The sequence below is a fragment of the Gracilibacillus saliphilus genome (genome assembly GCF_010994085.1).
Taxonomy (GTDB): Bacteria; Bacillota; Bacilli; order Bacillales; family Amphibacillaceae; genus Gracilibacillus; species Gracilibacillus lacisalsi.
On sequence record NZ_WJEB01000023.1, the window covers coordinates 55445 to 68868 of the forward strand.

General features: G+C 35.6%; 12 protein-coding genes. 2 read left to right on the forward strand and 10 right to left on the reverse strand.

The genetic code is table 11. The features are described from left to right. Positions 1–66 precede the first annotated feature (66 nt). The 10 genes from GHT08_RS14825 to rpmH form a co-directional block, all read right to left on the reverse strand. The gene (locus tag GHT08_RS14825) at positions 67–900 is read right to left on the reverse strand and encodes a ParB/RepB/Spo0J family partition protein (protein WP_163582183.1); all 834 of its coding nucleotides are present in this window, start codon (positions 898–900) and stop codon (positions 67–69) included. Then, positions 893–1654 (reverse strand): ParA family protein, encoded by a 762-nt coding sequence (locus GHT08_RS14830; RefSeq protein ID WP_163582185.1) that lies wholly within the window; start codon positions 1652–1654, stop codon positions 893–895. The genes GHT08_RS14825 and GHT08_RS14830 overlap by 8 nt, the downstream gene beginning before the upstream one ends. Positions 1655–1836: 182 nt before the next feature. Continuing rightward, positions 1837–2700, reverse strand: a complete 864-nt coding sequence (noc, locus tag GHT08_RS14835) for a nucleoid occlusion protein (protein WP_163582186.1) — start codon at positions 2698–2700, stop codon at positions 1837–1839. A gap of 249 nt (positions 2701–2949) precedes the next feature. Then, complete coding sequence (rsmG, locus tag GHT08_RS14840) at positions 2950–3663, reverse strand: 16S rRNA (guanine(527)-N(7))-methyltransferase RsmG (protein WP_163582188.1); 714 nt, start codon at positions 3661–3663, stop codon at positions 2950–2952. Between the two features lie 12 nt (positions 3664–3675). Then, the gene (gene mnmG / locus GHT08_RS14845; protein WP_163582190.1) at positions 3676–5568 is read right to left on the reverse strand and encodes a tRNA uridine-5-carboxymethylaminomethyl(34) synthesis enzyme MnmG; all 1893 of its coding nucleotides are present in this window, start codon (positions 5566–5568) and stop codon (positions 3676–3678) included. Positions 5569–5593: 25 nt separating this feature from the next. After that, positions 5594–6970, reverse strand: a complete 1377-nt coding sequence (gene mnmE, locus GHT08_RS14850) for a tRNA uridine-5-carboxymethylaminomethyl(34) synthesis GTPase MnmE (RefSeq protein ID WP_163582192.1) — start codon at positions 6968–6970, stop codon at positions 5594–5596. Positions 6971–7838: 868 nt separating this feature from the next. Next, a complete protein-coding gene (gene jag / locus GHT08_RS14855; protein ID WP_163582194.1) occupies positions 7839–8498 on the reverse strand; it encodes an RNA-binding cell elongation regulator Jag/EloR in 660 nt (219 codons plus the stop codon). Beyond that, positions 8498–9286 (reverse strand): YidC family membrane integrase SpoIIIJ, encoded by a 789-nt coding sequence (gene spoIIIJ / locus GHT08_RS14860; protein ID WP_163582195.1) that lies wholly within the window; start codon positions 9284–9286, stop codon positions 8498–8500. Before spoIIIJ ends, jag begins: the two co-directional genes overlap by 1 nt. Before the next feature lie 114 nt (positions 9287–9400). Continuing rightward, positions 9401–9745 carry a ribonuclease P protein component gene (gene rnpA / locus GHT08_RS14865; RefSeq protein ID WP_163582196.1) on the reverse strand — a complete coding sequence of 115 codons (345 nt, stop codon included), beginning with the start codon at positions 9743–9745 and terminating at the stop codon, positions 9401–9403. 86 nt (positions 9746–9831) lie between these two features. Then, positions 9832–9966: a 50S ribosomal protein L34 gene (rpmH, locus tag GHT08_RS14870; RefSeq protein ID WP_018933824.1), complete on the reverse strand. Its 135-nt coding sequence runs from the start codon at positions 9964–9966 to the stop codon at positions 9832–9834. Positions 9967–10577: 611 nt separating this feature from the next. Between rpmH and dnaA the strand changes: the two genes are divergently transcribed. Continuing rightward, complete coding sequence (dnaA, locus tag GHT08_RS14875; protein ID WP_018933825.1) at positions 10578–11930, forward strand: chromosomal replication initiator protein DnaA; 1353 nt, start codon at positions 10578–10580, stop codon at positions 11928–11930. A gap of 193 nt (positions 11931–12123) precedes the next feature. Then, positions 12124–13266 carry a DNA polymerase III subunit beta gene (dnaN, locus tag GHT08_RS14880; protein WP_163582197.1) on the forward strand — a complete coding sequence of 381 codons (1143 nt, stop codon included), beginning with the start codon at positions 12124–12126 and terminating at the stop codon, positions 13264–13266. The last annotated feature ends 158 nt before the right edge of the window (positions 13267–13424 follow it).

Sequence of the window (13424 nt, forward strand, 5' to 3'; positions counted from 1 at the left end):
CACCTGTAGCATAGTTTCACATGAAAAAGCCTGATCATTCGCATCCGCAAACAATCAGACCAAGTATTATTCCATCTTATCTAAAATACGGTTTAAGTCTTCTTCTGAAAAAAATTCTATTTCAATTTTCCCTTTTCTTTTTCCTTTGTTAATCTTTACATTCGTCCCAAAGTACTCTTTTAAATGATTTTCTTTTTCAGTAATAAAAATATCCTTTTTTGGCTTTTTCTTTTTCTTCGGTTGCTGATTATTTAGTTCGTTTATTAATGCTTCTACTTGGCGAACATTCAATCTCTCTGTCGTAATTCTTTTTACTACTGGTTTGATTTTATTTTTATCTTTTAAACCTAATAAAGCTCTGCCATGTCCCATGGAAAGTGCTCCATGGTTGATTTGGGCAATAACCTCTTCTGGCAAACTGAGGAGTCTTACCAGGTTCGCGATATGTGATCGGCTTTTCCCTAACCGCTTAGCAAGTTGATCCTGTGTAGTACCTAACTCATTAATTAAACGATCATATGCAGTTGCTTCTTCAATCGGAGTTAAATCCTCACGTTGAATATTTTCTAATAACGCTAACTCCATCATTTGATCATCTGTTAAATCTTTAATAATAACAGGTATTGTGTCTAAATTTGCTTCTTTAGCCGCTCTAAACCTTCTCTCACCTACAACAATTTCGTATCCTCTAATACTCTTTCTTACTATCAAAGGTTGTAAGATACCATGTTGTAAAACAGATTCTTTTAACTCCTCGATCGCATCCGCTTCAAATACTTTTCGTGGTTGATATGGGTTTGGCCGACACTTATTCAGTTCTATCTCTTCAATCTTGTCAGAATCTTTTTCTTCTATTTCTGGAAAAAATGCATCTAACCCCTTACCTAATCCTCTAGCCACCAGCAATCACTTCCTTTGCTAAATCAAGGTAAACCTCTGCTCCTCTTGATTTAGAGTCGTATGATATGATTGGTTGTCCATGACTTGGCGCTTCGCCTAAACGAATATTACGTGGTACCACCGTGTTATAGACTTTATCTTGAAAATACTTTTTCACTTCATCTATTACTTGCAATCCAAGATTCGTTCTCGCATCTAACATGGTTAAAAGAACTCCTTCTATCATCAGTTCTTTATTTAAATGTTTTTGCACTAACCGAATCGTGTTCAATAACTGACTTAATCCTTCTAAAGCATAATATTCACATTGAACGGGAATTAAAACTGTATCTGAAGCTGTTAAGGCATTGATGGTTAACAACCCTAGTGAAGGAGGACAATCAATGATAATATAATCATAGTCATCCTTAATACTATCAATAGCCTTCTTCAAACGAACTTCACGTGAAATAGTAGAAACTAATTCTATTTCAGCTCCAGCTAGCTGAATGGTTGCAGGTATTATTTCTAAGTTTTCAATATCTGTTTGTAAGCATACTTGTTTCGTTTCAATATCCTCTACTAACACGTCATATATACAATGACTTACATCTGCTTTATTAATCCCTACCCCACTTGTTGAATTACCTTGAGGATCTATATCAACAATTAGTATTTTTTTATTAAGATGTGCTAAACATGCACTTAAATTAACAGAAGAAGTCGTTTTGCCGACGCCACCTTTTTGGTTTGCAACGGCTATTACTTTACCCATGGTGTCACCTACCTCTTGCATCTTTTCTCTTATTCTATCACTAATATTCCATTATAAATAAATTTTTTTTGATTTTTAGCATTTTTAGTCAAAATGGTACAATTTATAAACCTGAAAATTCCTACTATATTGCCAAAAAACAACCCATCTTCCTAACTTATAAAAGATGGGTCATCATGTAATCATTTTTTCTTAGGAATTTTGATCGTAATCTGATAAAAATCATCATGATCCTGTTCATCAGTCTCTAAATCGATTCCGGTGTCCGATACCATATCTAACGATTGCCTGATCGTGTTCATGGCAATTCTCATATCTTTATTAACACCTTTTAAGCGAGGCTTTTTGGCAGGCTTTTTCTTATCAGATAACATTCGTTCTATTTGTGCCTCTGTTTGTTTGACATTTAAATCTCGGTCTATAATCTGTTGCAAAATTTTCAGTTGAAGTTCTTCACTCTTTAAAGCGATCAATGCACGAGCGTGCCTCTCCGTAATCGTCTTCTGCAAAATAGCTTGTTGCACTGGTTCAGGCAATTTCAATAAGCGCATTTTGTTTGCTATGGTCGATTGACTTTTCCCTAAGCGTTGGGCTAACGCTTCTTGTGTTAATTCATGCATCTCGATCAATTTCTCATAAGCGACCGCTTCTTCGATTACTGTCAGTTCCTCACGTTGCAAGTTTTCAATTAATGCAACCGATGCCGTCTCTTTATCTGTCATCTCGCGAATAATTGCAGGAACCTTGTCCCAATTCAGGCTTTTTGCTGCTCGCCAACGTCTTTCCCCTGCAATTATTTCATATTTTTCCTCTTCCTCATCAAGAGACCGCACTACAATCGGCTGGATCATACCATGTGTATGTAGGGTTTGTGCTAATTCTTTGATTTTTTCTTCATTAAATATGGATCTAGGCTGGTAGCGATTTGCTTCAATAGCATCAACATCAATAAAAACTACTTCATCCTGATAGCTTTCCTGGTCCTCTATTAATTCGTCATCCACCTTATCACCTAATCCAAAAATACGACCAAATGGGTGTAACATAATCAACACCACCTTTTTCTGCTTAAACAAAATTCAAATAATATTGTATGAGAGCGAATACTTTTCCCTATTTATCTAATTACATAAAAGGGAAAACTTGCTTAAAACTAGAATTTAAGCAAGTCATAGAAGCCGTTTTATATCCCAAATGTTTCACGTGGAACATAACTAGTAATCTGTTACTCTTATTTTATCATAAAAAATCAAAAAGCGATAAAAAATATGACTTATTTTTGATAAAAATATCAATTATAATGGATTTTTATTTGGTACACCTGGTTTTCGCGGGAATTTCTTTGGTGTTTTACGCTTTTTGTCAATAATGACGATATTTCTTTCACCGTTATTCTCTGGTAATGAAAAATGTTCAACACGTTGTAATTTTCCGCCAAGCAGTTCGATTGCATCTTCGGCATCGGAAAGTTCTTCCTCCACATTAGAACCTTTCATCGCAATAAACGTACCATTTGTTCGTAAAAGTGGCAGGCAAAGTTCAGACAAAACAGAAGTCCTCGCAACAGCACGAGCCATCACTACATCAAACTTATGTCTGAACTTCTCATTTTTACCGAATAATTCGGCTCGATCATGGTAAAAACTCACACCTTCAAGTTCTAGTTCTGTGGCTAAATGATTTAGGAATGTGATCCGCTTCTTCAATGAATCGACAATGGTAACATTGATTTGCGGAAAAAGTATTTTGAGTGGAATACTAGGGAAACCTGCTCCAGCACCCACATCACATAAATGAAATTCATTTGTGAAATCAAAATAGAATGCAGCTGTAATCGAATCATAAAAGTGTTTGGCATAGACTTCTTCTTGATCTGTGATCGCTGTTAAATTCATTTTTTCATTCCACTCCACGAGTATGTGGAAGTATCTCTCAAATTGCTGTAATTGTTTTTCGGTGATCTCAATACCTTGGTTTTTTAAATGTTCTTGAAAGGACGAAAGATTCATCTTGCCACTCCTCTATTCGTTCGATACTTTTGCTACATTCCCTTGTTCAATATACACTAAAAGAATGGAAATATCAGCTGGATTAACTCCTGATATCCTCGATGCTTGTGCTACAGATAACGGGCGAACTTGTTTTAATTTTTCTCTTGCTTCCGTAGCAATACCGCTAATCGCATCATAATCAATATCATCTGGAATTAATTTATTTTCCATTTTTTTCATGCGGTCGACTTGTTGATTTGACTTTGCGATATAACCTTGATATTTAATTTGAATTTCAACTTGTTCTTTGATATCAGCCGCTAATTCTTTTTCAGCTGGAGCTACTTGTTTAATCACGTCATACGTTACTTCTGGTCGTTTCATTAAATCATAAGCAAGAATGCCATCTTTTAACCTAGTGCCACCGACAGACTCCATCAACTGTTGCAATTCTTCTGTTGGTTTTAAACGAATATTGCTTAATCGTTCTTTTTCTTCTTCAATTAACCGTTTCTTTTCTTCAAAACGTGCAAAACGCTCATCGGAAATCAAGCCCATTTGATGACCTATCTCAGTTAAGCGTAAATCCGCATTATCATGACGTAGTAATAATCGGTATTCTGCACGTGACGTTAACAGTCGATAAGGTTCATTTGTCCCCTTTGTCACAAGATCATCAATTAATACACCAATATACGCCTGGGATCTATCTAAAATTAATGGGTCTTTGTTTAATGCTTTAGCTGCTGCGTTAATTCCAGCCATTAAACCTTGACCTGCTGCTTCTTCATATCCAGATGTCCCATTAATTTGACCTGCAGTGAACAAACCTTCTACATCTTTCACTTCAAGTGTCGGCCACAATTGTGTTGGCACGACAGAATCGTATTCAATTGCATAGCCGGCACGCATAATATCCGCTTCTTCTAACCCTGGAATACTGTGTAAAATTTCGCGTTGTACGTATTCAGGTAATGAGGTAGATAAACCTTGGACATACACTTCATCAGTATGACGACCTTCTGGCTCTAAGAAAATTTGATGACGTGGCTTATCATGAAATCGGACAATTTTATCCTCAATAGATGGACAATAACGCGGTCCTGTTCCTTTAATCATACCGGAATACATCGCTGATAACCCTAGATTTTCATTAATAATCTCATGCGTTTTTTCATTTGTATAGGTTAACCAACATGGAATTTGATCCAAAATTTCCTCCGTTGTTTCATAGGAAAAATGTTGTGGATGGTCATCCCCTGGCTGAATTTCCGTTTTATCGTAATTAATTGAATGATTATTTACTCTTGGTGGTGTACCTGTTTTAAAACGAACTAGATCAAATCCTAGCTCTTCCAAGTTTTCTGCTAATTTTACACTTGCTCGCTGGTTATTTGGCCCACTTTCATAGGAAATATCGCCAATGATGACACGTCCACGCATAAACGTACCAGTTGTAATAATAACAGATTCAGCACGATATAATGCTTTCGTCTCTGTGATAACTCCTTTAACTTGATCATCTTCGACAACTAATTTTTCTACCATCCCTTGACGAAGTGTCAAATTTGGTTCTTGTTCTAACGTTTTTTTCATTTCTTGGATATATAATGGTTTATCTGCTTGTGCACGTAATGCCCGAACAGCAGGTCCTTTACCTGTATTAAGCATTCTCATTTGAATGTATGTTTTATCGATTACTTTACCCATTAAACCGCCCAATGCATCAATTTCGCGAACGACGATACCTTTGGCAGGCCCACCGATGGACGGATTACACGGCATAAATGCGATCATATCTAAGTTCAATGTTAATATTAATGTTTTCGCTCCACGTTTGGCAGCAGCATAAGCAGCCTCTACCCCTGCATGACCTGCCCCGATGACGATCACATCATAATGACCAGCTTCATAAGTTGACATCGCTGATCCTCCTTTTTATTAGTATTTATTTTCCTAAACAGAACTGTGAAAACAGTTGATCAATCAGACTGTCCTGCATCGTATCTCCTACAATCTCACCTAATAATTCCCAAGCTCTTGTCACATCAATTTGTACCAGGTCAATTGGCATATCTGCATCCATCGCATCCATTGCATCTTCCAAAGCCTTTATAGTTTGTTGTAATAACTGAATATGGCGGACATTCGAAACATACGTTAAATCGCCACTTTCCAAATCTCCCGCAAAAAAGGTATCAGCAATTGCTTCTTCTAAATCATCCATGCCTTTATCTTCAATTAATGCAGTCGTTATCACTTTTTGGTCACCGGCTAATTGCCTTACTTCTTCCAAGTCTAACTTTTGATCCAAGTCTGTTTTATTGACGATTACAATATATTCTAACCCTTCTACCGCTTTAAAAAGGTTACGGTCTTCCTCAGTTAGTTCCTCACCATAGTTCAACACTAATAAAATTAAATCCGATTCCTTTAATGCTTGCCGAGAACGTTCCACTCCGATTCGCTCGACAATATCCTCTGTTTCACGAATTCCCGCTGTATCGACTAATCGTAACGGAATACCGCGGACATTGACATATTCCTCAATCACATCTCTCGTGGTACCTGGAATATCTGTTACAATTGCTTTCGTTTCCTGTACAAATGCATTGAGTAAGGAGGATTTTCCTACGTTTGGACGACCAATAATTGCAGTTGCAATGCCTTCCCGTAAGATTTTTCCCTGTTTTGCCATACTTAATAACCGTTCTACTTCCTGATATACTTCTTCTGTTTGTTTTCGTAACATTTGGTGAGACATTTCTTCAACGTCATCATACTCTGGATAATCAATATTTACTTCTACATGTGCTACCGTTTCAATTAACTTTTGCCGTAATTGATGAACAAGTTTCGATAATTTCCCATCTAATTGCTTCAATGCAATATTCATTGCCTTATCTGTTTTGGCACGAATCAAATCCATTACAGCTTCTGCTTGTGATAAATCAATACGTCCATTAAGAAATGCTCGTTTGGTAAACTCCCCTGGTTCAGCTAAACGTGCACCGTGGAACAAAACGTGTTCTAATAATCGATTAACAGATGCTAGTCCACCATGACAGTTAATCTCTACTACATCTTCTTTCGTAAAAGTTTTTGGTGCGCGCATGACTGTAACCATTACTTCTTCCATCATTTCATTTGTTTCAGTATCGATCATTTTTCCGTAATGAATCGTATGGGATTCTACTTTTTCGAGATCTTTTCCCTCAAATAATTTATTACTAATGGCAATTGCATCTTCACCACTCAATCGAACAATTGCGATCGCTCCTTCTCCGATCGGTGTCGAAATCGCTGCTATTGTATCTTTTTCCACTTCTTCACCCCCATTATTCTAACTTTTTCTATATCAATTGGCTATTCATTTCATTTAGTGTCACTAACTTATTAGAATAGCACAAAACTATATCACTTGAAAAGATATCCACACTCAGATTTAAAATTTATTGTCGTTATGTATTATCCACATGTGCATAACTTTTTATGAAATCAATTATTCACAAGTAAAAAATACAAACTGCGAACTAGTGAAAATATCCGAAGTAAGGCTTTCTTGCAATCTTTCCAAAGAGAGTGCTGGAATACCGCTCCGGCAGAATACTGCGCTTTCCGTGGGCACGGCCTCAGCTAACTTGGTAAAGAAAAGCACTTTACCAAGTGGATCTTCGGCTCGCGCTGTTCCAACAGGAGTCTCCGTATTCTGCCTACGCTATTTTTGTTCTCTGATTATAGAAAGAAATGAACTCATGGAACTAAACTTTTCTGTTTAATTACAGTGCTAATCGGCTATGAATACCTCTTTAGCATAGTCGTATTCTATGCTAAAGATGGTGGAGAAATCGACTGGTGATTGCGGATAAGCGTTGTGGAGCATATCTTAACAAAGGCCGCCCACTTCCACTCCTGTGGGATCTGTTTGACCTGAAGATCCACTTTTTCGAGCGGTTTTTGCTCGAAAAAGTTAGCTGAAGGGCAAACCCCACGGAAAGGGAAGTGGGCAGCCGGAGTGATAGTTATCATCACGATATATTTCAAAATTATCTCTTAATGCAGTACGAGTACGGGGGAGAACAAATCCATGTCCAGTTACTGCGCAGTTTATGAATTCTACTCCGTTGTATTTTCTTTCGTCCATAAAAAAAAACGAGCAATCGTGTTGATTACTCGTTTCTATAATAAGCTATTTATTTCGGTTTAATTACTACATAGCGGTTGGGTTCTGTTCCTTGTGAATCTGTTTCGACGTCTTTTCTGTTTTGTAATGCTGTATGAATCACTTTTCGTTCAAACGAAGGCATTGGCTCGATTTTTACATCTCTCTTCGTCTGACTAGCACGGTCAGCCAATCTGTCCGCCAATGAAAGCAAGGTTTCTCGTCTTCTTTCACGATATCCTTCAGCATCAACTACTACCGTATAATACTTATCAGCATATTGATGCATCGCCAATTGCGCAAGATATTGAATAGCATTTAATGTTTGACCTCGTTTTCCAATTAATAACGCAATCTTTTCTCCAGTCAATTGCAAAGTCACAACATTTTGTTCTACCTCTGCTTTAACATTTACCCCAACCTGAAACTCAGCAATAATCTTTTCTACGTACGTCTGAATTTTTTCAACAGGGTCTTCTGGTTCGACTTCCTTCTCCTGAACCTCTTCTACTGATTCTTGAGCTTTGGCGACTTTCACAATCGCAGGTTTTGAACCAAATAAACCTAATAACCCCTTTTTCCCTTCATCAATTACCTCAATATTCGCTTGGTCCTCTGTGATGTTTAACTGCCTTAACGCTGATTGGACCGCTCCATCTACAGTTTGTCCAGTAGCAGTTATCTGTCTCACTATTTATTTCCTCCTGCATTCGCCTCATCACGTTTCATCATTGGATTTTTAATAAGTAATGTTTGAAATACCATGAAGATATTACCTACTACCCAATAAAGTGCCAATGCTGATGGGAAGAAAATTGCGAACACCCCAATCATAATCGGCATAATATAAAGCATCATTGTCATTTGAGGCATCATTGTATTTTGTTGCGTTGTTGTTCCTGCCATCATTAACTTTTGTTGTAAGAAAGTAAATCCGGCTGTAAGGACTGGTAAAATATAGTAAGGATCTGGTGAATCCAATCGGAACCATAAAAATACATGACCATCAAGTGCACCCGTACGCATAATCGCATGATAAAATGCAATTAAAATAGGCATTTGAACAATGATTGGCAAACAACCTGCTAACGGATTAACACCATTTTTCTGGAACAACTCCATTGTTTCCTGTTGTAACTTTTGTTGTGTTTGTTGATCTTTAGAACTATATTTTTCTCTAATTTTTTGTAATTCTGGTTGAATTTCTTGCATTGCTTTGGAGCTTTTTAATTGTTTAATGTTTAGCGGGAGTAATATTAATCTGATTAGCAGCGTGACTAAAACAATAGAAAGACCATAGCCATATTCCGCATTAAAAAATTCTGCAACATTTACGATCAACCATGATAGTGGATAAACAAAAAATTTATTCCATATCCCTTCACTTTCTGCAGTAATATCCTGATCAATCTCCGTACAACCAGATAGTAATACCAGTACTCCGACTAAGCCCAATAATATTAGGAGCTTCTTACGCATCGTTATCCTCCTTAATTCCTTCACTTCACGTTTGTTTATAGTTATTCATTTTACCATTAGTCTCTATCAACAAGCTAGTTATAATGGTATAAAAAAAGATTATTAACAAAACGTTCACTTGTTTATTAAAAGTTTTGTTTTATAAAGTAAATGATTGATACTCTTTTTTATTTCATGAAAATCCATTTCTTTCGTAGGTTGCCTCGCAATAATAATTATATCATAATCACTTTTTATATTTTTATCTAATTCAAGAAAAGCTTGTCTAATATAGCGCTTTACTTGATTACGTACTACAGCGTTCCCAATTTTTTTACTCACAGACAACCCAACTCGGTAATGTTGTTGTTGTCCTTTATGTAAATAATAAATGACTAGTTGTCGATTAGCAAAAGAAGCGCCCTTCTTAAAAACCTCTTGAAATTCACTATTCTTTTTAATTCTCCATGCTTTCTTCATTACTAGCGCGCCTCCATTAAAGAAAACAATTCTAATTCTTAAAGTTATGCCTTACATGGAAAAAGACCACTGAGTGTATCAGTGGCCTATGCAGACAATACTTTTCTACCCTTCTTACGACGACGAGCAAGAACTTTTCGTCCATTTTTAGTGCTCATACGCGCACGGAATCCATGAACTTTTTTGCGTTTACGGTTATTTGGTTGAAATGTACGTTTCATTTATATGCACCTCCCTGAGGAATCTAATAATCACAATCAATTAGACAGTCTTACTCATTATACTTATAAATCATTTCTGATGTCAATGCCCAGTTCTAAAAAAACTAAAGATACCTCGTTATTTCCTTAAGATCTTTACACTATCCATTCTAAATGAAACAAACATTTATATCAAATCAATCTCTAGACTGTACTATAACAAAATTTCATTCAAACTGTACTACTACAGCATTGTGTGGATAACTTTCATAGAATAAAACGACTTTTTCAATGCTTTGTCGACAAATTACTCACAAAATAAGACTATGTGTAAAGATAATAGTCACAATTTGTCTAAGTTGTGGATAAGTGCAGAGAAAACATTGCATTATTCGGCTTTATTTGATATCATATTTGTGTTTTAGTTTGTGAATAAAATTATTAAAGGTTAGTTTTATCCACACATTGTGGATATAGTGTGGACAAAAGTTCACAGCTTGTATATTAGTTTATACACATTAATGTGGAAAACTTAATTTTTAGGTTTTCCGCTTTTTTATCAATGTATATCTATCCACAAGTTATTATGCATGTATACTTCCTATTGTTGCCTTATGAAAGGAGGGTTTTTCGTGGAAAACATCGAAGATTTATGGAGAAACACGTTAGAATTAATTAAAGATAAAGTTAGTAAACCAAGCTATGATACCTGGTTAAAAAATACGTCTGTAGATCAATTAAAAGAAGATACTGTGATTATCTCCGCTCCAAATGAATTTACAAGAGATTGGCTAGAATCTAGATACACAACCATTATCGCAGATGCCTTATATGAACTAACCGGGGCAAAATTAGCGGTGAAATTTGTTATTCCAGAAAGTACAGATGACACAACTGAAGAATTTACACAAATGAAAAAGAAAAAAACAGTGCCTATGCAAAATAATGAAACATCACCTAAATCCATGTTAAATGACAAATACACTTTCGAAACATTTGTTATTGGTTCTGGTAACAGGTTTGCTCATGCAGCATCTTTAGCAGTTGCAGAAGCACCGGCAAAAGCATATAATCCATTGTTTATTTACGGTGGTGTTGGTCTTGGAAAAACACACTTAATGCATGCGATCGGACATTATGTATTAGATCACAATCCAACCGCAAAAGTTGTCTATCTTTCATCTGAAAAGTTTACGAATGAATTTATCAATTCTATTCGTGATAATAAAGCTGTCAATTTTCGTAATAAATATCGTAATGTTGATGTCTTATTAATTGATGATATTCAATTCCTAGCTGGAAAAGAACAAACACAAGAAGAATTTTTCCATACATTTAATACGTTACATGAAGAAAATAAGCAAATTATAATTTCAAGTGACAGGCCGCCGAAGGAAATTCCAACATTAGAGGATCGATTGCGTTCTCGTTTTGAATGGGGACTTATCACCGATATTACCCCGCCTGATTTGGAGACAAGAATTGCGATACTTAGAAAAAAAGCAAAAGCAGAAGGTCTAGATATACCTAATGAAGTGATGCTTTATATTGCCAATCAAATTGACACGAATATTAGAGAGTTAGAAGGTGCCTTAATACGAGTAGTTGCCTATTCATCGCTTATCAATCAGGATATCGATGCATCGTTAGCAGCTGAAGCATTAAAAGATATTATCCCTTCATCCAGACCAAAAGTCATTACGATACAGCATATTCAAGAAGAAGTGGGAAAAAGGTATAACGTAAAACTTGAAGAATTCTCTGCTAAAAAACGTACGAAGTCTATTGCATTTCCAAGACAAATTGCCATGTATTTATCCAGAGAACTAACCGATTTTTCACTTCCTAAAATAGGCGAAGAATTTGGTGGAAGAGATCATACAACCGTTATTCACGCACATGAAAAAATCTCCAAGTTGATGGGGACAGATGAATTATTAAGTAAAGAAATTGAAGAAATAAAAGAACAATTAAAATCCATGTAAACTAACCATACATGCTACTTTATACTTGTGGGTATTGTGGATAAATTAAACAAACATGCAAACAAGTTATTCACATCTGGATAACTTTCAGACAACCAGAATTTTTGAGTTATCCACATAATCACATGCCCTATTACTATTATTACGGTATTATATTAATAATAAATAAATATATTCCTCAAGGAGGATTAGAATGAAAATTGTAATAAACAGAGACAAATTAATGGAAAGTATTCAACATGTAACAAAAGCTATTTCATCGAAGACGGCGATTCCTATTTTGGCTGGTTTAAAAATTCAAGCGACCCATAATGGTATAACCTTAACAGGAAGCAACTCCGATATTACAATTGAATCTTTTATTCCAGTAGAAGAAGAAGGAATTCAATATATTGACGAAATTGAGCAAGGAGAAATTATTGTTCATGCGAAGTATTTTCCTGAAATTATAAGAAAATTACCTTCTCCAAGCGTTCAAATAGAAGTAGATGAACAATTGCAAATTACGATTCAATCTGGACATGCTGAGTTTCATTTGAATGGACAAGATGCAGAAGAATATCCACAAATATCACAAATTAACACAGAAACCAATTTCGAATTACCAATTAATCTATTAAAAAATATGATTAAACAGACGGTATTTGCGGTGTCGACGTCTGAAACACGTCCGATTTTAACGGGGGTTAATATTAAAGTGGAAGGTGAGCAACTGCACTTTGTTGCAACAGATAGTCATCGCTTAGCAGCAAGTAAATTACCTTTACAAGAAAGCATCGCTGAATTTCCTTTTGAACAAGTTGTCATTCCAGGTAAAAGTTTAAATGAACTAAGCAAAATTCTCGATGATACGGAAGATAAAATTCAAATTAGCATTAGTGAAAATCAAATCGCATTTCAAACGAATCACTTATACTTTTTATCCCGTTTACTGGATGGAAAATATCCAGAAACATCACGCTTAATCCCAGAAGAAAGTAAAACAGTGATCCATGCTGATACGAAAACATTGCTACAAGCAGTTGACCGTGCATCATTACTCGCAAAAGATAATCATAATAATGTGATCAGATTACAAACGAAGGACCAGCAAATCGTAGAGATCTCTAGTAATTCTCCAGAAATCGGTAAGGTAGAAGAAGAAATAACTGTAGCTAGTATGGATGGAGAAGAATTAAAGATTTCATTCAGTTCCAAGTATATGATTGATGCATTAAAAATAATGGAAACAGAACAAGTCAAAATTGAATTTACCGGAGCAATGCGTCCATTCATTATCAAACCAATCGATCACGACCAAATTTTACAACTTATTTTACCAGTAAGAACATTTTAATTAATAAACAAGTTAGTTGAAAAAGTATACACGCGTTTCATTATCACTGAAACGCGTGTATTTTTTCTTTATGAAGTCGGAAAGTATATTTCTTCTTTGTGAGTCAAAAAAATTAGATTATCAACATATTACCCTTTAGAAAAAAATAATTCGTAGGT